The sequence below is a fragment of the Actinoplanes sp. ATCC 53533 genome (genome assembly GCF_003947245.1).
Window position 1 is genome coordinate 174,501 of record NZ_QHHV01000059.1, and the last position, 19,088, is coordinate 193,588.

The 19,088-nt window shown below is 71.0% G+C and carries 18 protein-coding genes; 9 read left to right on the forward strand and 9 right to left on the reverse strand.

The genetic code is table 11. The features are described 5' to 3' along the window. The first annotated feature begins 48 nt into the window (after positions 1-48). From DMB66_RS20655 to DMB66_RS20680, 5 genes are all read left to right on the forward strand, one after another. Positions 49-510 (forward strand): VOC family protein, encoded by a 462-nt coding sequence (locus DMB66_RS20655; protein ID WP_125805737.1) that lies wholly within the window; start codon positions 49-51, stop codon positions 508-510. An 89-nt stretch (positions 511-599) separates the two neighbouring features. After that, positions 600-1,016, forward strand: a complete 417-nt coding sequence (locus DMB66_RS20660; RefSeq protein ID WP_125805738.1) for an ASCH domain-containing protein — start codon at positions 600-602, stop codon at positions 1,014-1,016. A gap of 539 nt (positions 1,017-1,555) precedes the next feature. After that, complete coding sequence (locus tag DMB66_RS20670) at positions 1,556-2,077, forward strand: SigE family RNA polymerase sigma factor (RefSeq protein WP_158647302.1); 522 nt, start codon at positions 1,556-1,558, stop codon at positions 2,075-2,077. Further along, positions 2,074-3,045, forward strand: coding sequence for a hypothetical protein (locus tag DMB66_RS20675; RefSeq protein ID WP_125805740.1), 972 nt, complete (start codon positions 2,074-2,076; stop codon positions 3,043-3,045). The genes DMB66_RS20670 and DMB66_RS20675 overlap by 4 nt, the downstream gene beginning before the upstream one ends. Positions 3,046-3,124: 79 nt before the next feature. Continuing rightward, on the forward strand, positions 3,125-4,012 hold the full coding sequence (locus tag DMB66_RS20680) for a phosphotransferase family protein (protein ID WP_125805741.1): 888 nt from the start codon (positions 3,125-3,127) through the stop codon (positions 4,010-4,012). Positions 4,013-4,185: 173 nt separating this feature from the next. Here DMB66_RS20680 and DMB66_RS20685 read toward each other — a convergent pair whose 3' ends face one another. Beyond that, positions 4,186-5,910, reverse strand: coding sequence for a hypothetical protein (locus DMB66_RS20685; protein ID WP_125805742.1), 1,725 nt, complete (start codon positions 5,908-5,910; stop codon positions 4,186-4,188). Positions 5,911-5,974: 64 nt separating this feature from the next. Between DMB66_RS20685 and DMB66_RS20690 the strand changes: the two genes are divergently transcribed. Beyond that, complete coding sequence (locus DMB66_RS20690) at positions 5,975-6,970, forward strand: hypothetical protein (RefSeq protein WP_125805743.1); 996 nt, start codon at positions 5,975-5,977, stop codon at positions 6,968-6,970. A 36-nt stretch (positions 6,971-7,006) separates the two neighbouring features. Here the strand turns inward: DMB66_RS20690 and DMB66_RS20695 are convergent, their stop codons facing one another. From DMB66_RS20695 to DMB66_RS20705, 3 genes are read right to left on the reverse strand one after another with little or no spacing between them, the layout of a single operon-like run. Next, complete coding sequence (locus DMB66_RS20695; protein WP_125805744.1) at positions 7,007-7,840, reverse strand: ABC transporter ATP-binding protein; 834 nt, start codon at positions 7,838-7,840, stop codon at positions 7,007-7,009. 10 nt (positions 7,841-7,850) lie between these two features. After that, complete coding sequence (locus DMB66_RS20700; RefSeq protein ID WP_125805745.1) at positions 7,851-8,891, reverse strand: iron chelate uptake ABC transporter family permease subunit; 1,041 nt, start codon at positions 8,889-8,891, stop codon at positions 7,851-7,853. Continuing rightward, positions 8,888-9,955 carry an iron ABC transporter permease gene (locus tag DMB66_RS20705; protein ID WP_233624730.1) on the reverse strand — a complete coding sequence of 356 codons (1,068 nt, stop codon included), beginning with the start codon at positions 9,953-9,955 and terminating at the stop codon, positions 8,888-8,890. The genes DMB66_RS20700 and DMB66_RS20705 overlap by 4 nt, the downstream gene beginning before the upstream one ends. Positions 9,956-10,086: 131 nt before the next feature. Between DMB66_RS20705 and DMB66_RS20710 the strand changes: the two genes are divergently transcribed. Beyond that, the gene (locus DMB66_RS20710) at positions 10,087-11,142 is read left to right on the forward strand and encodes an iron-siderophore ABC transporter substrate-binding protein (protein ID WP_125805746.1); all 1,056 of its coding nucleotides are present in this window, start codon (positions 10,087-10,089) and stop codon (positions 11,140-11,142) included. 63 nt (positions 11,143-11,205) lie between these two features. Here DMB66_RS20710 and DMB66_RS20715 read toward each other — a convergent pair whose 3' ends face one another. Further along, positions 11,206-11,613, reverse strand: coding sequence for a RidA family protein (locus DMB66_RS20715; RefSeq protein ID WP_125805747.1), 408 nt, complete (start codon positions 11,611-11,613; stop codon positions 11,206-11,208). Positions 11,614-11,690: 77 nt separating this feature from the next. Between DMB66_RS20715 and DMB66_RS20720 the strand changes: the two genes are divergently transcribed. Further along, entirely contained in the window at positions 11,691-12,341 is a 651-nt protein-coding gene (locus DMB66_RS20720) for a TetR/AcrR family transcriptional regulator (RefSeq protein ID WP_125805748.1), read from the forward strand. Between the two features lie 93 nt (positions 12,342-12,434). Here the strand turns inward: DMB66_RS20720 and DMB66_RS20725 are convergent, their stop codons facing one another. From DMB66_RS20725 to DMB66_RS20740, 4 genes are all read right to left on the reverse strand, one after another. Further along, on the reverse strand, positions 12,435-13,211 hold the full coding sequence (locus DMB66_RS20725) for a MerR family transcriptional regulator (RefSeq protein WP_125805749.1): 777 nt from the start codon (positions 13,209-13,211) through the stop codon (positions 12,435-12,437). A gap of 13 nt (positions 13,212-13,224) precedes the next feature. Beyond that, positions 13,225-14,628, reverse strand: coding sequence for a serine hydrolase (locus tag DMB66_RS20730; protein ID WP_233624731.1), 1,404 nt, complete (start codon positions 14,626-14,628; stop codon positions 13,225-13,227). Positions 14,629-14,678: 50 nt separating this feature from the next. Beyond that, positions 14,679-15,098, reverse strand: coding sequence for a hypothetical protein (locus DMB66_RS20735; RefSeq protein WP_125805750.1), 420 nt, complete (start codon positions 15,096-15,098; stop codon positions 14,679-14,681). A 160-nt stretch (positions 15,099-15,258) separates the two neighbouring features. After that, positions 15,259-15,936: a hypothetical protein gene (locus DMB66_RS20740; protein WP_125805751.1), complete on the reverse strand. Its 678-nt coding sequence runs from the start codon at positions 15,934-15,936 to the stop codon at positions 15,259-15,261. A 155-nt stretch (positions 15,937-16,091) separates the two neighbouring features. On the opposite strand from DMB66_RS20740, the gene DMB66_RS20745 reads away from it, so the two are divergent. Beyond that, positions 16,092-19,031: a BTAD domain-containing putative transcriptional regulator gene (locus tag DMB66_RS20745; protein WP_125805752.1), complete on the forward strand. Its 2,940-nt coding sequence runs from the start codon at positions 16,092-16,094 to the stop codon at positions 19,029-19,031. Positions 19,032-19,088 lie beyond the last annotated feature (57 nt).

Here is a 19,088-nt window from a genome sequence, read left to right on the forward strand (position 1 = left end):
CACCCGAATCTATCCGCACCCGAAACCCGACACGAACGGAGCAACCCGATGAGCCGCGAGATCCAGGTCACCTTCGATGCCCACGACCCGGCGGCGCTGTCGTCCTTCTGGCGCGACGCGCTGGGCTACGTCCACCCCGGTCCGCCCGGAGTCGATCTGCCCGCGGGTGCCGACCCGCTGGCCGCATGGGCCGAGTTCCTCGACCGCATCGGTGTGCCCGAGGACCAGCGCAACACGCGATCGGCCATCGAAGACCCGGACGGGCGGGGCCCGCGGTTGTTCTTCCAGCAGGTGCCGGAGGACAAGGTCGCCAAAAACCGTCTCCACCTCGACGTTCGTGCGGCCCCCGGCCTGCAGGGCGAAGAGCGCATGGCTGCGCTGGAAGCCGAGTGCGGCCGGCTCGAGGCGCTGGGAGCGACCAGGATTCGCCGGTACGAGCCTGAACCGCCCATGAGCGCCGGCTTCATCGTGATGGCCGACCCCGAAGGCAACGAGTTCTGCCTCGACTAGTGCGCTGACCTTGAAGGACCGCCGGACTCGGCCAGTGCTCCGGGTGTGCGGTGTTGGCTGCCGCGAGGTGCGCTCGGTAGCCTCGGCCCGTGCGCGCTGATCTGCCCGTGACCCAGTTCGCCTTTCCTGGTCCGCTGCGCGACAAACTGGTCGCGGCAGTGCTCGACGGCACCAAGACCGCCACGACGGGTCTGCTCCAGGACTACGAGCTCGATGACGAACCGCTGCCGGTTGTCGGCGCTCGATCTGCCGTGGTCGACTCGGCCGGTCATCGGGTCACGGTGATCGAAGTGACCGAGGTGCGTGTCACCCGACTCGGCGATGTCGATCTCGACCATGCCCGAGACGAGGGTGAGGGGTATGACTCGGTCGCTGCCTGGCGAGCCGGTCATGAAGAGTACTGGCATGGCACTGACTACCGAAGCTGGTTGGGCCGGCCAGGATTTGTCGTGAACGACGACACGCTGGCGCTCCTGAAGCGGTTCCGTCTGGTCGAGAGGCTCTGACCCCTGGCAGGTCGCCGGGAGTCGGTCGGGATGTTCACGAGCAGCCCAGCAGGTGCCGTGGCAAGGGCGGATAACAGCGTGCCCAGGAAGGCGCCCGGGTTGTCGGCTGCCACCGTGGTCAGTGGCTTGAACTTGCTCACCAGGATGACAATCTTCGTCCTGCGGATTGTGGCTTCCGCCGGCACTTCGATGCGCCCGTACTGGGCTGAGTCCTGGATGTCCCGATCAATTTCACAGTTTGTCGCGAAGCGCGAAGCGATCTGTCGTGCGAGACGACTGAATGAATCTGCGACCTCGGCCCGACCGTAGTCAGCCGGAAATTCCGGCCATTCGGGATCATCCAGGGCTATTGAGTAATTCTTCAGGCATTGAGCGTAGCGAGACGCCGACCGGTCGCGAGGATGGGCGTCCTTGCCTGCTGCCGACGTGAGTGTCGGCCTCGCCGCAGCCCTGACGACCGCCCTCATCACGCGCGGGCTGGCAAGCGCGTCGCTGGGCCGGGGGAACCTTCGGGCGGGTCCAGAGCCCTTAATAGGGGTATGGGCTTGCATCGTGGGGCGGATCCCGCCGGCTATGAGGATTTCGTCGCCAGCCGGTACCGCGAACTCGTTCGCTTCGGCGCGTTGCTGATGGCGGACGCCAGGCTGGGTGAGGACCTCGCGCAGGAGGGGCTGATCGCGGCTTATCGGTCGTGGCGCAAGCTGGCTGTTCCGGAGGGGCGACCCGAGGCGTACGTCAGGCGGGTGATGGTCCGTGCCGCGCGGCGGGCCCGGCGCCGGCGTTGGCGCGACGAGGTGCCGACCGGGGAGCTGCCGGATGCGTCCGGGCTTGATTTCGAGGGCCAGTCGGATCTGAGCGTTCAGGTGTTCACCGTCCTGCGCGGGCTGCCCGTCGGTCAGCGTGCGGTGCTCGTGTTGCGGTTCTGGGCCGACGCCTCCGAGGCGGAGGTGGCGCAGGAACTCGGCATCGCCGTGGGCACGGTCAAGAGCCGCATGTCGCGTGCCCTCGCGGCGTTGCGCCCCGTCGGCCTGTCTTTCGAGACTTCCAAGGAGACTTCGTGACTTCCGACAGCATCGGTGAGCTGCTGGAACGGGCCGCCGCGTCGGTGACGCCGACCGAGCCGGATCCCGCCGCCACAATGGTCAGTCTTGGGCGGCGCAGCGTACGTCGCCGCCGTGCCTGGGGGGCCGCCGGGGCCGTCGCCGCCGCGGTGGCGGCGGTCGTGGCCGTACCCCTGGCACTGTCTTCGCCGGAGCGGTTTGACTCCGCTCAGCCGAAAGGTACAACGGTGGAATACGGCGGCCTCAAGGTCGTCGTCCCGCAGGGCTGGCGGACCAGCAGGTCCGCGCAGTTCGACGCCTGCAACGCCGAGGAGCACACCGTCTACCTGGCCGAGCAGTGGGACTTCCGGGCCGGGCCGCAGTCCGGTGGCACCTGCAAGTCCGAGGGCAAGGTGTGGATGGCCGTCACGCTCAACGGCGTCGGCCAGCCCCTCAGCCCGAACCTCCTGATGGTCAAGGACGAGCAGGTGATCGATGTCGAGCAATCCGACCGGCTCCCGTCCGTGTGGACCTACGTCGCGCTCGACAACGGGACACCCCATCCGGCCGCCTTCATCTCGGCGGACGAGGCGGGCCGCCAGAAGCTGCTCGAGCGCATCACCTGGCCGGCCGGCCCACCGGCACCACCCTCGGGTGGCCTGGCGTTGCCCGACCGTCCCACCAGCATCGTCGCCGACGGGCCGCCGCCCAGCAACTTCATGGCGGTCGTGGACGACGCCAAGACGGTCGCGCGGATCCGGGGAAAGCTCGCCGAACTGCGTGATCCGGTGCCGGCCGGCGAGGCCTGCATCCTGCGGAAGCCCGGCTCGGTCGGATTCTCGCTCGATGCCGACAAGGATGGAGTGCTGATCGTGGTGGGCGACGCGTCCTGCCCGCAGGCGATCTCCACCGGCGGCGGCCGCGTCCAGGTCCCGGCCGGGCTCGGTCAGGAACTGTACGACCTCATCGTCGCGAAGAGCATCAAGTGAGCTGACAGGCGAGAGTCCCGCCGCGGCACAAGCCGGAGACGCGCGCGCGAAAGTGAACGCTTCTGGCTACCGTGGCCGGATGGATCATCCCGATCAGGTGGCCGGTTACGTCGCCCGGACCGTGCTGGGCGAAGCGAACACTCCGGAGTCGTTGGCCGCCGGGGCCTGGTCCACGGCGTACGCGCTGACCATCGCCGGGCGGGCCATGGTGCTGCGGGTCAGCCGGTACGGCGGGGACTTCGCGAAGGACGAGGCCGTCAGCGCGGTCGTGGGTGGCATGCTGCCGGTGCCGGCGATCACCGCCCGGGGCGAGGCCGCCGGGTGGGCGTACGCCGTGTCGGAGCGGCTGACCGGCACGGCGCTCGACGATCTCGACGCGAGTGCCGTCGCCGCCGTCCTGCCCGACCTGTTCGATGTCATGGACGCCATCGGCCGGATCGAGGTCAACGGCCACGGCTACGGCACCTGGGATCCGTCCCGAACGGCTCCCTACCGCTCCTGGCCGGAATACCTGCTCGCTGTCGAGCACGAGACGCCGCGAGTGCCGGGTTGGCGGGCCGCCCTGGCCGCGTCCGACATCGGTCTGGAGCCGTTCGAACGGGGCCTGGCCACGCTGCGCCGGCTCGCGCCGGACCTGCCGGACGAGCGCCGCATGATCCACGACGACCTGCTCGCCCGGAACGTGCTGGTCGAGGGCGACCGGATCTCGGGCGTCCTGGACTGGGGCAGCGCCTGCTTCGGCGATCCGCTCTACGACGCCGCCTGGCTGCTGTACTGCTGGGGGTGGTATCCGCAATGGTCCTCGGTCGACATCGAGGCGGCGATCGGACGCCGCTGGAACCCGGATCCTGCGGCGTTGCGCGCGTACCGGATCCATATCGGCCTGGGCTCGATCGGCTACTGCGCCACCCGCGACCGCTGGGACGACGTGGCCCTCAACGCGGAGTGGCTGCTCGCGCTCGCTTGACCCGAGCAGGTCTGGCTGTGCTCCGGGGGGCCGCCTCAGCAGCACGCCGACCGAAGCGTCATGCGTTGCTGCGGGCCCGGCCCGGTGCGGTAACAGCAGCAACGTCGCCCTCGCCGCCGCCGTGCACCGGCCGGTCGCGAGACCGGCCGGCAGCTGTCGGGCCGAGCCGCTGGTCACACGCTGATGGTGAGCCGCACGATGGTGGACCTCGGTGCCTCCTGGCTTCCGCCGCCGGAGGCGAACGGCACGACGTACCACTCGAAGGTGTGGCCGTTGCGGCCCGGCTTCAGCAGTGGTGCGTCCTGCGCGGACGGGGTCGTGCTCCACAGGTCGCGGCGGACGAAGTTCTCGCCGGCGGTGACGTCGCGCGAGTAGATCCAATACCACATGTCCCGGCCGTAGTCGTCCCAGCTCAGGTTCACGGTGCCGCCGGGAGTGACTGTCGCGGTGAGTGTCGTGGATCGGGTCAGTGGCGGACAGCCCCCGTTCGCCTGCTGGGCGGGCGCCCAGGCGTCATACCAGGTGTTGTCCGGAGCTGCCGCTGCCGCTGCCGCTGCCCTGCCGGTCGGGGCCGGCACGTCGGCCGGGCGTGCCGGGCCGGCGGGCCCGGGGAGGCCGGTCGCGGTGCGGATGCCGGGCCGGTACGCGGACGGGCCCGGGGTCGCGGTCGTGGGGACCCCGGACGTGGCGGCACCGGCCTGGAACATCTGCACCGGCACGTTCAGGAACCGGGGCCGGTAGATGCTGCCGTCGTGGTCGACCCGGGTATGGCAGCCGATGCTGACGTCCGAGCTGTTGACGTTGTACGAGACGACGACCGTGCCGGCCGCACCGAGGCCGGGATGCAGCCGTGCCTCGTAGAAGAACTGGCGCTTGTGCGCGGCGTCCCGTGGCCCTTCCGGCGGGGTGTAGAGGCGCACCTTGCCGCTGCCGAAGCCGTACGGCGTCGTGGCCGGGTGTGCGACGATGTCGCCGCCGTTGAGGTCGGGCTCGTGCTGGATGAGCCAGTAGGAGCCGTTGACGGACGCCACGCTGAACCCGTTCTCCACGTACAGGTCGTCGGAGACGGGCCCGGCGGCGGCCTGATCTCCCGCGGCCGACCAGGTGTTCTGCCCGTGCCCGGTGTTGAAGAGCCAGCGGCCGGGGTTGGTGAGGTCCGCAGGCGCGGCGGAGGCCAGGTAGAGCTTGCGGTTGTTGAACTGGTCGACGACGCCGGCGCCGTAGATGTAGACCGTCGAGCCCACCTGGAGCAGGCCCACACCCCAGTTGATCGGGTGGCTGCCGTAGGTGTGGCGCGGCGGGATGAGCGTCGGCTGGATGGAGATGGGGTTGGCGCTCTCCAGCGCGCTGACCGGGATCGACGCCACGGCGGCGTTGGTGTCCGTCCACGATGAACCCTGCCGCACGTTGCGGTAGAAGAACTTCACCACGTTGCTGCCGACCAGGATCCCGTCACCCGGCCAGTAGAAGCCGGCCCCGGACTCCGCGAACGGCGTCTTGGCGTACCGCTCCGCGAACGGGATCGACGTGTCGGTCTCCCGGCAGGTGTTTCCGCCGGTCACGGTCCGCAGGCTGGTGCCGTTCTGGATGATGATGGAGTTGTTCAGGAAGCTGCGGTAGAAGCCGAGCGGTCGCTCGCTCACCGCGTTGAGGTAGGTGTCGGCGAAGAACCAGGCCCGCTTGCCGCTGGGCAGCCGCACCGACTGGGTCGCGTCGGCTCCGCTCCAGTCCGCGCAGCCGGCCGCGTCGCCGTAGCCGTTGAACATGGTGTTGAGCGCCGTGTTGGGGGTCGCCGCGGCGGCCGCCTCGGCGCGGGCCGGCTGCGCTCCTGGCAGCAGGGCGGCAGCCGCGAGCGCTGCGATGAGGATCCTGGCCGGCTCGGTGATTCGTCTGCGCATCGAGACTCCTCTGTGCGTCGGGTACGTCCTCAGTCAACCCGACGGGAAGCTCTACAGTGTCGCGATGCATAGACGAACTTTCTTGGGTGCACTTGCCGGCACGGCCCTGGGCGCACCCGCCGCGGCGTTGCTCGGCGACGAGCCGGCGGAGGCGGCGACCTCCTACGTGATGGCCACCGAACAGGCGACCGGCCGCATTCTGCGGTTCAACCCGGCGCGCTGGAGCGGCGGAACGGTGCTGTGGAAGGCGCCCAGCCGCACCGGCACGTGGACCAACCTGTCCGACGTGAAGCGTCGCAGCACGAGCAGGTGGGGCAACGTCATGCTGGTCACCGCCTCCGGCGCCGGGAACTACCTGGGCAAGGTGGCGATGATCGACGAGAGTGCGATCGGCTCGGGAGGCACCGGCGGGATCGTCTGGCAGGCCAATGTGGACGGCAATCCGCACTCCATCGAGCGCATCGAGGGCAAGGGTGCGATCGTGGTGGCGACCTCCAAGGGCCCGACCGGGTCGGCCGGCGGCGGCGGGCTGAGCCTGTTCGTGCCCGCCAGCAACGGAGGTAAGCCGGCCACCTCCCGGGTGAAGTTCTACAGCTTCCCGGGTGCGCACGGGGTGCTCTACAGCCGCTCCGGCCACCTTCTCGCGGTGGGCAAGGGCGAGGTGCGGGCCTACAAGGTGACCGGCAACGGCGCCGGCACGAGGCTGGCGCGGGACTTCGGGGCCAGCTTCAGCGACGGGGCCGGCCGGGCGAAGACGGGCCACGACATCCTGCCCGACCACGACGCCGCCGACACGTTCTTCTTCACCTCGTCGTACAACGTGCGGAAGGTGAAGCTGGTGTACGACCCGCTCGGCTGGCGTTTCAGCACGCTCTCCACGGTCAGCACGGCCGACCACGTCAAGGCGTACACCCGGCTGCCCAACGGCGTGCGGACGTGGATCGTGCCGGGTAGCGGTGAGGGCGACTGGAGCAAGACGATTCACTTCTCCTCCGGCAACCACGCCAAGAGCGGAGCGCGCTTCTACCGGGTGCGCTACTACACCACCGCGTTCCACTGATCTGGATCTGACGGCGATCTGTTCGTTGCGGGCGGGTCAGGCGGAGGCCCGCCCGGCCGCGGCCATGCGGGCGCCCCGGCGGCGGTGCCGGTCGGCGGGGACGACCATGGGGGTGCCGGTCTCGGGGTCGTCGATGACGCGGCACGGCATCGAGAACACCTTCTCGACGAGGTCGGCCGTCATCACCTCGGCCGGTGCGCCCTGGGCGAGCACCTCGCCGGCGCGCATGACGATGAGCTCGGTGGCGTACCGGCAGGCGTGGTTGAGGTCGTGCAGCACCGCGACGACGGTGCGGCCTTCCTCGTGGAGTTCGGCGCAGAGGTCGAGGACCTCGAACTGGTGTGCCAGGTCGAGGAAGGTGGTCGGCTCGTCGAGCAGCAGGATGGGCGTCTGCTGGGCCAGGGCCATGGCCAGCCAGACGCGCTGACGCTGCCCGCCGGAGAGCTCGTCGACGAAGCGGTCGGCGAGGTCGGCGACCTCGGTCAGGCGCATCGCCTCGGCCACCGCCGTCTCGTCCTCCGGCGACCATTGCCGCAGCATCCGCTGGTGGGCGAACCGGCCGCGGGCGACCAGCTCCTCCACCACGACACCGCCGGGCACGACCGGCGACTGGGGGAGCATGCCCAACTGCTTGGCGATGTGCTTCGACGGGTACGAGGCGATCGCGTTGCCGTCCAGATAGACCGCCCCGGCCTGCGGCTTCAGCACCCGGGCCAGCGCGCGCAGCAGCGTCGACTTGCCGCACGCGTTCGGGCCGACGATCACGGTGAAGGATCCGTCGGTGATCCGGACGTCGAGGTTCTCGGCGACCACCCTGCGGTCGTAGGCGAGGGTGAGGGAGTCGGCCTTGAGCCGGGCGTCGTCGGTCATCGCGTCTTCCTCATCCTCGGGTGCGTCGTTCGCGGAACAACAGCCAGGTCAGGTAGACACCGCCGAGGGCGGCGGTGATGACGCCGACCGGGATGTCGTTGCCGGGCAGCGTGTGCTGCGCCGCCCAGTCGCCCGCGGCGAGCAGGGCGGCGCCCATCGCGGCGGCGGGCAGGATCCCCGCCTGCGGCGACCGCGTCAGCCGGGCGGCCAGCGGCGGGGCGGCCAGCGCGACGAAGGCGATCGGGCCGGCGGCGGCGGTCGCGCCCGCCGACAGACCCACGGCGGCGAGCGCGAGCACGGCCCGGCTGCGCTCCACGGGTACGCCGTGCAGCACGGCGATCTCGTCGCCGAGGGAGAGCATGGTGAGGTGCCGCCCGTAGTGCAGGGCCACGGGGAGCAGAACAGCCAGGGTGCCGCCGACGATCACGACCTCGGTCCAGCCGCGGCCGTTGACGCTGCCGATGAGCCAGACCTGCGCGGCGAGCGCCTCGTCGAGGTGGCTGCGGTAGATCAGGTAGGAGTTCGCGGCCTCCAGCAGGGCGGACACGCCGATGCCCATGAGGATGAGCCGGAACGGCTGGGTGCCCCGGCGAAACGCCAGCAGATAGATCGCCGCCGAGGTGATCAGGCAGCCGATGATCGCGCCCGCGGAGACCTGGATCCCGCCGCCGCCGAGGATCAGCATGACCACCAGCGCGCCGGTCGCCGCGCCCACGGTGAGACCGACGAAGTCGGGGCTGCCGAGCGGGTTGCGGGTCAGGCCCTGGAAGATCGTGCCGCTCGCGCCCAGCGCCGCGCCAACCAGCAGGGTGACCAGCACCCGGGGCAGCCGCAGCTGGTAGACGATGAAGTCGGTGCCGGCGTCGCCCCGCCCGGCGAGGCTGCGGAGCACGTCCGCGACCGGGACCGGGAAGTCGCCGCTGGACAGGTTGACCAGCGCGATGGCCAGCGCGGCGAGCAGCAGCGCGGCGCCGACGGCCAGCGCCCGCACGTGTACCCGTACCGAAAGACCGCCGCCGCGGAGCACGACCCGGGCGCCCTGGGCGCTCACAGGACACTCAGCCGGCGCCGGCGGCACAGCGCGATGAACAACGGCGCGCCGAGGAACGCGGTGACCACCCCGACCGGCAACTCGGCCGGCGCGACCAGCACCCGGCCCAGCACGTCGGCGCCGAGCAGCAGCGTCGGGCCGAGCACGAGGGAGTAGGCGAGAATCCAGCGGTGGTCGGAGCCGGTGACCACCCGGGCGATGTACGGGACGGCGAGGCCGACGAACCAGATCGGCCCGGACGCGGCGGTGGCGCCGCCGCACAGCAGGGTGACCGTGAGGATGCCGAGGACCCGGATCCGGCCCGGGTGCGCCCCCAGCGACGTCGCCGACTCGTCGCCCATGCTGAGCGCGTTCAGCTGCCGGCCGAGGACGACCGCGAGCAGGATCCCGGCCAGCAGGAACGGCATCACCTGCAGGATGGTGGCGGTCTCCCGGTCGGAGAGGGAACCGACGTCCCAGTGCCGGTAGCGGTCGAAGGCGCCGCGGTGGGTGACCAGGACGGCCCAGATGATCGCGCCGAGCACCGCCGAGAGGGACACGCCGGCCAGCACCTGTCGTTCCGGGGTCGGCGCTCTGCCGGAACCGCCGAGCGCGAACACCGCGGCCGAGGTGAGCGCGGCGCCGGCGAAGGCGAACCAGACGTATCCCGTGGCGGTGGAGACGCCGAGGAAGGCGACGGCGATCACCACGCCGGTGGCGGCGCCGAGATTCACCCCGAGCAGGCCGGGCTCGGCCAGCGGGTTGCGGGTCAGCGCCTGCATCACGGTGCCGGCCAGGCCGAGCGCGGCACCCACGCCGATCCCGAGAAGGGTACGCGGCAGGCGGAGCTGGTGGACGATGACGGACTCCGGCGATCCGTCCTCCTGCCACAGCACCCGCCAGACCGTGGCGAGGCCCACGGTGCGGCTGCCGATGGCCACGCTCAGCGCCACCGCGGCCAGGAGCAGGGCTACGCCGATCGCCAGACCGATCCACCGGCGCCCGGATCGCACGGACGGTCTGCGGGCGGCCCCGTCCGGCGTGGCCGTCCGCTGCGCCAGGGGTGTGCCGGTGCCCTGGGTCAACGCGCACTCCGTCCATCCGCCTGTTGCTGTTAGGTGAGGCTAACCTACACTTCGGCTCGAGGTCGCCGCCCAGGGGCCTCATTTACCGAGACTCACCGAGATTTACCGAGACTCACCGAAGGGATGCAGCCGTGCGGCTACTTTCGATCCGGCGGACCGCCACGGTGGCGGCGACCGGGCTCCTCCTCCTTCTCGCCGCCTGCGGCCCGAACTCGGAGCCGGACGAGGCCGCCGGGGGCAGCAGCCAGGCGGCCGCGGCTACCGGCTTCCCGGTCTCGCTGGAGAACAAGTTCGGCACGACGACGATCGCCGCGGAGCCGAAGCGGATCGTGACCGTCGGCCTGGTCGAGCAGGACGCCCTGCTCGCCCTCGGCGTGGTCCCCGTCGCCACCACCGAATGGTTCGGCAAGAAGCCCGGTGCGGTCTGGCCCTGGGCCGAGGCCGCGCTCGGCAGCGCGCCGAAGCCGCAGGTGCTCACCAACACCGACGGCGTCCAGTTCGAGAAGGTCGCCGCCCTGCGCCCCGACCTGATCCTGGCGGTCTACTCGGGCCTGACCGCCCAGGACTACGCGACCCTGTCGAAGATCGCGCCGACCGTGGCGCAGCCGAAGGACCAGGTCGACTACGGCGTCTCCTGGCAGGACCTCACCCGTACGGTGGGATCCGCCGTGGGCCGCAAGGCCCAGGCCGACAAGCTCGTCACCGACACCGAGGCCCGCTTCGCCGCCATCCGCGAGGAGCACCCGGAGTTCGTCGGCGCGACCGGCATGATGGCCACGACCTGGGAGGGCTATTACGTGTACGGCCCGCAGGACCCGCGCGGCCGGCTGCTCACCGACCTGGGCTTCAAGCTCCCCGACGGCCTCGCCGAGGTGACCGGCAAGGAGTTCGGGGCGAACCTGAGCAAGGAGCGCACCGATCTGCTCGACACCGGCGTGCTGATCTGGCTGGTCGAGAAGTACGCCCCGGACAAGGCGAAGGTCCAGTCCGACCCGCTCTACGCCAAGCTCAAGGTCAAGACCGAGGGCCGGGACATCTACCTGGAGAACGAGGAGCTCGTCGGCGCCGCCACGTCGTTCATCTCGGTCCTGAGCCTGCCGCTGCTGCTCGACAAGCTGGTGCCGCAGATCGCCGCCGCGGTGGACGGCAACCCCGCCACGGCCGTGGTGCGCGCTCCCGCCAGCTGACCGCGCCGACCGGGAGCGAGGCGTGCCGAGCCCGGCACGCCTCGCTGCCCCGGCGCCTCGCTGTCAGTCCATGACGGCGGTGGCTTCGACCTCGACCAGCAGATCCGGGGCGGCGAGTGCGCTGATACCCAGCCCGGTGATCGGCGGGGCCGTGGTGACTCCCAGCTTTGCGACCGCCCGCGAGATCCCCTCCACCAGCAGGGGCATCTTGTCGGGCGTGAAATCGACGATGTAGACCGTCAGTTTCGCCACGTCGTCGAAGGACCCGCCGGCCTCGGCCAGGGCGGTGCCGACGTTGAGGTAGCACTGCTCGACCTGGGCGGCGAGGTCACCCGGGCCGACCGTGCCGCCGTCGGCACCCCAGGCGACCTGCCCGGCGAGGAAGACCAGCTTTGAGCCGGTGGCGATGGACATCTGCATGTGCGTGTCGACCTTCGGGAGCCCTGCGGGGTTCACCAGCGTGACGGCCATGTTGCCTCCTTGGAAATTGGAGCTCGCGAAGTGCTTCCCGGAAAACATAGCACAGCTATGCTATGTATCCTGGTGTGATGGCGAGAACAAGAGACCCCGCGGCCCGCACCCTTCTCGTCGAACGCGCCGCGACGATGCTGCGCACCCGCGAACCCATCACCCTGCGCTCCCTGGTCGCCGGGACAGGCGTGTCGACCATGGCCGTCTACACCCACTTCGGCGGCATGGACGGCATGTGGCGAGCCGTGCGCCAGGAGGGCTTCACCCGCCTGGCGGCGAGGTTCGCGGCGGTGCCCACGTCCGAGGACCCGGTTCGGGATCTGACCGCCCTGGCCGCCGCCTACCTCGGCAACGCCCTCGACCACCCCGACCTGTACCGGGTCATGTTCGACGCGAACTTCGACCTCGAGGACCTCAAGGCCGCGGACGCCACCCTGGAATACATGGTGCAGGCCGCCGGGCGATCCAGGCGGGCCGGCCGCTTCCGCGCGGACAGCGATCCGCTGGACGTGGCGACCCAGACCTGGACTGTCACCCACGGGCTGGTTTCCCTGGTCGCCAACGGACCCCTGCCGCCCCGAACGCTTGCCAACGGCGTCACCCTGCTGACCGCACTGTTCATCAACACGGGCGACGACCACGAGAGATGCCGTCTATCGGTCGAGGACGGCTGGCGGCAGCCGCACGCTACCGCCGGTTCTCCCGCGTCCCTGCCTCGGCGCGTCTAGTGCCGGATTCGACGATGTGCTGACGGCGCCGAGGCGCTGATGCCGACATGGGCCCCTTCGGCCGCCGCGTGCGGCGGGACGGCGAGCAGCCGCTCATCCGTCCGGATCGTCCGTCGCGTTCCGCGGCCTTCTCGCCAGCTCGGCGAGCCGGTTCCACGCCGGCGAGGACGCGCCCGCGGAGGCGGCGGCCAGCCGGGCGATGGCCGGATCCGTCCCGCCGGCCTGCTCGCCGGCCTGATCCTGGCCGGTGAACCAGCGCCGTGCCTGGTCGGCCAGCGCGGGCAGCCGCGGGTCGTCCGGTGACCAGTCGAACGCCGCGTCGTAGGCCAGGTAGAGAGCGCGGAACTCCGGGTCGTCGAGGGCCCTGAGTTTGTCGGCGATCCAGCCGTTCGCCTCCTCCGGCGAGACTGCGTGCAGCAGGATCCACAGGTCGCGTTCCAAGTGCGCCGATTGGTCGCTGACGCCCATCTGGCGCAGGCGCTCCAGGTAGTCGGCGACCTGCGCCGACACGAAGAGCCGGTCGCCGGCGTGCAACTCGGCGATCCGTGCCCTGCTGCGGCGGATCCGCCTGGCCTGGGCCACCAGGTCGCGGTCGATCGCGGCGATCGCCGCGGCGAACTGGTCGGCGCCGGCGGCGAGCAACTCCTTGACGCGGGCCAGCGGGACCCCGGCGTCGGCGAGTGTCTTGATCTTGACAAGGTGGATCGCGTGCTGGGCGCTGTAGCGGCGGTAGCCGGACTGGTCCCGGGGAGGCTCGGGCAGCAGGCCGCGATCGTGGTAGTGGCGTACCGCCTTGATGGTGACGCCGGCGTAGTCGGCGAGCTGGCCGATGGTGAGCTGGTGCCGCCCGCCGGCCGGCTCGTCGATCATGGCCCTCATCCTCTCAGCGCGAGCCGGCCGGCACGCGCCGGGTCATCCGGCCGCCGGCGCACCGGTGGGTCGGGCCGCCGTCGCCGGTGCCGTGGTACGAGACGAGCAGCTGCCGCGCGTGCCCGTCGAGTCCTTCGAGTGGCATCCCGGCCGGTGCGAAGAGGCCCTCCCCGACCGGCACGTACCGCTGTGCCGGGATCGGGAACCCGCCGCCCGCGAACCGGCTGAAGATGCCTTCCTGAACCTCGTCCGCCGGTTCGTAGGTCATCTGCTCCTCCAACTGGCCGTCGACGATCCGCACGTCGACGCGGAGCTGATTCGACCGGTACGTGCCCGCGTACGGGAGGAGATCGATCGTCCTGGGCTCGAGATCCGCGGTCTTGACCTCCGGCAGGAGGCCCCGCAGCAACTCGTCGTGCAGGGCGAGCGCCCGCGGATCGTTGCCGAAGGCCGCGAAGACCAGATCCTGATCCGGTACGACGGCCAGGACCGCCACGCCACCGGGCGACGCCCCGGACATCGAGAGCACGGTCGTGTCGCCGTACGGGGTGAGCAACCAGCCTGTCCCGACGGGCGGAACGTTCGGCGTACCCAGGTCGTGCGAGACCGTCCGCATGCGCGCGGTCGACTCGGGGGACAGCACGCGCGCTCCCGACGGCGACACGCCGTCCGCGAGGTGGACGCGGCCCAGGGCCAGCAGGTCGCCGATGGTGCCGATCGGGGTGCTGCCGGCCGGCGCCCAGGTGTCGGGCAGCATGAACATGCCGGTAGGCCGGACCTCGCCGGTGGCCGGGTCGGGGAAGTGCCCGACCGCGGTGCTGCGCAGGATGGCCTCCTCGGCGGAGGTGCACGAGCCGGTCATGCCGGCTCTCGCGTACACCTCGCGCTCGAGAAGTTCGTGGTACGGCGTGCCGGTCACCACTTCGAGGAGGCGCCCGGCGACGATCATGCCCCCGTTCGAGTAGCTGACGTACTCGCCGGGCTCGAAGAGCGTGCCGCACTGCCGGCCCAGCCCGTCGAGGTAGACCCGCAGCGCGCCGGGGCCGCGGGCGTCGGGAAAGTACAGGTCGGCGTCGATGCCGCTGGTGTGCGTCACCAGATGCCGTACGCGGATCTTGTCGGCCGCGCCGGCGGCGGCGAGGGTGAACTCGGGCAGGTACGTGACGACCGGTTCGTCGAGGTCGAGGGTGCCCCGTTCGACCTGCTGGAGCACGAGGGTCGTGGTCATGATCTTGGTGATGGACCCGAACAGGAATCCGGTGTCCTCGTGCATCGGTGCGCCGGTGGCGACGTTGGCCGTCCCGTGAGCCAGGATGGTGTGCTCGCCGGCGCGGTAGACGCCGGCGAGGTACCCGGGGACCTTGGTGGTGTCGCAGAAAGCGGTGACCCGTTCGCGCATGCTCGCCATGTCGTTCATGCGGACCATCGTCGAGGCCTGCCCCTGGGGCAAGGTCAAGCCTGATCGGATCAGCGGCAGTTCGCACGCTTGTGGACGGGCAGCTTGTAGGTCTTCACGCGGTGCGACTTGACCTCGGTGACGCGGACCCGGGTGAAGACCTTGCGGCAGTCGGAGGAGCGGACCCGGGTGAACTTCAGCGTCACCTTCGTGCGCTTGTAGTTGCTGGCGGCGCAGCTCGGAACGCAGGTGTTGACGTTCCGGACAGCGGTGGCGCGCCCGGTCGACTTGGTGAGCGACGTCCAGCGGATCTTGCTGAAGTAGAGGTCCTTGAACGGGTAGATCGTCTTCGGCTTGACCTTGATCTTGTGGTACGCGTAGTCGACCACGACGCCGGGCTTGGGCGCCGCCGCCTGGGCGGGGCTGGCGATCAGGCCCGAGAACGCGACAACGACGACGGTCGTGAGGGCGGCAAGGCGGGTCAGTCTCATGTGATGTCCTTTGTGGTGTGCGTCGTGCTTGCGGCTGTGCCGACAAAGGTCATCCTGGTCAACCGCGACCATCCACAGTGGCGTCCGGCCGAGGTGTGGCACGAAGCGGGGACCGGCGTGCTCCGCGGCCGATCCGCCGGCGGCGCCGAGGCGTCGTTGCTCAGTAGTCGCCGAGGTCGCGGACCTTCTGCAGCGCGCAGGCGAGGATGAGCCGCGGGTCCAGCAGGCCCGCCGCCGCGGACACGTCCACCTGATACTCGCGCACCCAGATCCGCCGAACCTGCTGAATGCGCGCGACGCGGACGCCGTTGACGGTGACGTCGTACCGGTTTCTGCCGATCAGCAGCCACTGCCCGATCAAGGCCGTGACGGGCTGGGTCAGCTGCCCCAGCACCTGCTGGGACGGCCCATAGATCACCGTACGCGCGGGGCGAACGAACCCGCCCGTCGCCTCCAGCGTCCCGATGACCACGCCGAGCCGATGGTCGACGACGTCGTAGTGGTACGGCTCGAAGAGGGACACCGCCGACGACGGACGGTATGCGCGGCGCTCGCAGAGCACGAGCAGGGCGGCGACCGGCGAGGCGCCGCAAAGCTTGATGCCGGGCGGCAGGTGCGGCGACTGCGGGTACGTCTCCTTCAGCACGAGCATGGCCGGCTCCCCGCCGATCCGGAGGTGCAGCCGGCGTTTCCGCTTCTTGTCGATCAGGCCGTCGGTGAGCAGGTCGACCGCTTCGAACAGCCCCTGCACCAAGCCGTCCCGCCGGCGGGTGGCGAAGGAATATCGCCCGGTCAGTATCTGCTCGGGCCAGCCCCGCCGCAGCATGTCGATCTGCACGCCCAGGACGGTAGACCTGTGCGGCAACATCGGCGGGGAGGCTGGCGCGCGGTGCCTACGCTGTGTCGTGGCGCATCGGCCCCATGATGTCCGGGCCGCCCCGCGACTGACACAATCATGGTGCACTCTCACCATGTTCGCGGGCGGAGGATCGGTTGCGGTTCCAGGTCCTCGGTCCGTTGGCGATCATCCTGGACGGCACGCCGATTCCGCTGGGGCCGCCGGTCCAGCGCCGCGTCCTGGCCGCACTGCTGCTGCGTCGCAACGAAACCGTCGCCCGTCGCGCCCTCATCGCCGAGGTCTGGTCCGCCGACGCCGAGGTGTTCACACCCATGGAGCTGGAGGAGCGCAAACGGGGCGTACTTTTCACCTACATCGCCCGGTTGCGGGCGGCCCTCGAGCCGGTGGCCGCCGCCATGGGCGAGGATGCGCTGCTGTTCACCGAGGACAACGGTTACCGCCTGGCCGTGGCCGACAAATACGTCGACGAGACCGAGTTCCGCGGTCTCGTCCTGCTCGGCCACGCCGCCCTCGACGCGGGACAGCCCGCGGCCGCGACCCAGCACCTCGATATCGCGCTGGAGATGTGGCACGGCGAGCCGATGGGCGACCTGAGCACCGAACCGTTCGCGCTCGAGAACACGGCCCGGCTCGATGCCGTCCGACTGAGCGCGATCGAGGCGTGGGCCGACGCCCAACTGCGCCTGCGGCGGCACCGCGATCTCGTGGCGGCCGCCGGGTTCCGCCGCTGGATGCTGCGATATCCATCGAGCGAGCGGCTGCGCCACGCATTCGCCGTCGCCCTGCACCGCAGCGGCCGGACGGCCGCTGCGGTGTCCGCCTGCCGCGAGGGCATCGACCACTTGGCCGACGGTGGCGCGACGGCGGCGAGTCTGCAGCAGTTGCTTGACGAGCTGACCGCGCCGCCTGCCGCCGGGGCGGTGTCCCTGGCACGTCCCTCGCCGGCGGCTCCGAGCACCGCCGGTCTGCTGGACGCGGCGGCCGAGGCGCTGAGCCGGGTGATCCGCTGGCAGTGGCAGGCGGAGGTCGCCGTCCGGCAGTTGCCCGATCCGCACCCCATTCCCGTGCGCTGGCTGCCGTCCGATCCGGACGGTGTGCCGGCCGATATTCGCGGGGTCCTACGCACCGACGTCATCGAGCCGGTCGCTACGGCGTTTCAGGCCCTGCACCGGCGGCGCCTCGTGGTGCTGGGGCCCGCCGGGTCGGGTAAGAGCACGTTGGCGATGTTGCTGACGGTGGAGCTGGCCACCCGCCGGCGCCCGGACGAGCCCGTGCCGGTCCTGCTCTCCCTGGACTCCTGGCAGTCCGGCGAGGAACACCTGCACACCTGGTTGCGGCGGCGGCTCGCTGAGGAGTATCCCGTGCTGCTGGACGCCGGCCGGTTCGGCGGCTCCGCGATCGCGGACCTGGTGGCGGACCGGCGGATCCTGCCGATCCTGGACGGCCTCGACGAGTTGCCGGCCCGCCGACGGTCGGCGGCGCTGCGAGCGCTCAACCGTTCCCTGCTGGCGACCGATTCGGTCGTGCTCACCTCCCGGCCGGACGAATACCAGGCGGCAGCCGCTGAGGGGGAGCCGCTGGCCGGCGCCACGACCATCGAGTCCTTGCCCGTGCGCGTGCGGGACGCCGTCGGCTATCTGCGGGCCAGCACCGGCCCGGCCCGCGCCGAACGCTGGGCCCCGGTGTTCACCGAGCTGTCCGGCCGGCCGGACGGGCCGCTGGCCACGGCGCTGACCAACCCGCTGGCGCTGATGATGACCCGGCTCGTCTACGGCGGCTCCCTGGATCCAGCGGAGCTGGCCGACTCCGGGCGCTTCACCGACCGTACCGCGATCGAGGGGCACCTGTTGGGTCTCCTCGTGCCGACGCTGGTCGAGCTGGACGGCCATCGCCAGGCCCGGACCCGGCTGCGCGGCTGGGAGGCCGCGACGTTCCAGGGCTGGCTGGCCTTCCTCGCCGGCCTCACGCACCGGCAGGGCACCTACTCCATCATGTGGTGGCGGCTGCCGGAGGCGGTCGGCCCGCTCGCCGGCCGCACCGGCCGCTCGGTGGTGGCCGCCGTACTGACGGCACTGGTCGGCCTCCTCGTCATCGCGCCCACCGCGCTGCCCGCGTACGGTGTCGGGCCGGGCTTGTTGATCTCCCTCAAGCACTGCCTGGCCTACGGGTTGGGGACGCTGGCCGCCGGGCTCCGCACCGACCCCAGCCCGGCAGCCGGTGCGGTCGGCCGCGACCGGCCCCGGCGCATCCTCACCGGTGCGCTGCGCACCGGGCTGGCCGGCGGCGCCGCGCTCGGCGCGATCGAGGGGATCGGCAAGGCGATCCAGGCCGGTGCGGGTCAGGGAGTCATCACCGGAACGGCGTACGGGCTCGGCATGTCCGTGGCCTTCGGCATGGGCGCGGTGATCGCCGCCGTGCCCAGCCCGACGACCACCGACCTGAGTCTGCGCCTGCGCGGCCGGGCCTTGCTGCGGATGCTGGGCTGGGGGTTGGCCGCCGGCGCGGCCGTCGGCCTCGCGATCGGCGCGGCCTCGCAGGCGGCTTTGGCGATCGTCGGCCGGGGCGGCGTCGTGGTGGAGGAAGATCTGGTGATCGGCTTCTTCCCGGGGCTGACGTTCGGCCTCGTCGCGGGGGTCGCCTCCGCACTGATCCACTGGAGCCGGCAGCCGGTCGTGGTGGAGGAGGCGCACAGCCTGCGGTCGACTTTGGTCGCTGACCGCCGGCAGTATCTTGCCCTGCTCGGGATGGTCACCGCGACCATCATGGTCGCGTTCACCCTCGGCGCGGTGATCTCCGTGCGGGCCGACCTCGCGAGCAACGTCCGGCGCGGCATCCAGGCCGGTCTGGCCGGCTCGGTGGTGCTGGCTGTGGCGTTCGGCTTCACCGCGGCTTGGCCCCGATACCAGGTGGCGCGGGCCTGGCTGGCCCTGAACCGGCGGTTGCCGTGGCGGTTCCTCGCCTTCCTCGAGGAGTCGCACCGGATCGGCGTACTCCGCCGAGTCGGCGCGACCTACCAGTTCCGGCACGTCACACTCCAGGACCACCTCGCCGCACGCGACGAAGCGGCCGGCTGACCCTCAGGCCACCACCAACCCCACCCACACCGGCACCCCCACCGGCGGCAGCACCCC

What these genes read in the sequence shown, in the direction of transcription:
- DMB66_RS20655 (WP_125805737.1), top strand. Translation starts at nt 49, where the DNA reads ATGAGCCGCGAGATCCAGGTCACCTTCGATGCCCACGACCCGGCGGCG.
- DMB66_RS20670 (WP_158647302.1), top strand. Translation starts at nt 1,556, where the DNA reads ATGGGCTTGCATCGTGGGGCGGATCCCGCCGGCTATGAGGATTTCGTC.
- DMB66_RS20680 (WP_125805741.1), top strand. Translation starts at nt 3,125, where the DNA reads ATGGATCATCCCGATCAGGTGGCCGGTTACGTCGCCCGGACCGTGCTG.
- DMB66_RS20685 (WP_125805742.1), bottom strand. Translation starts at nt 5,910, where the DNA reads ATGCGCAGACGAATCACCGAGCCGGCCAGGATCCTCATCGCAGCGCTC.
- DMB66_RS20690 (WP_125805743.1), top strand. Translation starts at nt 5,975, where the DNA reads ATGCATAGACGAACTTTCTTGGGTGCACTTGCCGGCACGGCCCTGGGC.
- DMB66_RS20695 (WP_125805744.1), bottom strand. Translation starts at nt 7,840, where the DNA reads ATGACCGACGACGCCCGGCTCAAGGCCGACTCCCTCACCCTCGCCTAC.
- DMB66_RS20715 (WP_125805747.1), bottom strand. Translation starts at nt 11,613, where the DNA reads ATGGCCGTCACGCTGGTGAACCCCGCAGGGCTCCCGAAGGTCGACACG.
- DMB66_RS20720 (WP_125805748.1), top strand. Translation starts at nt 11,691, where the DNA reads ATGGCGAGAACAAGAGACCCCGCGGCCCGCACCCTTCTCGTCGAACGC.
- DMB66_RS20725 (WP_125805749.1), bottom strand. Translation starts at nt 13,211, where the DNA reads ATGATCGACGAGCCGGCCGGCGGGCGGCACCAGCTCACCATCGGCCAG.
- DMB66_RS20730 (WP_233624731.1), bottom strand. Translation starts at nt 14,628, where the DNA reads ATGAACGACATGGCGAGCATGCGCGAACGGGTCACCGCTTTCTGCGAC.
- DMB66_RS20735 (WP_125805750.1), bottom strand. Translation starts at nt 15,098, where the DNA reads ATGAGACTGACCCGCCTTGCCGCCCTCACGACCGTCGTCGTTGTCGCG.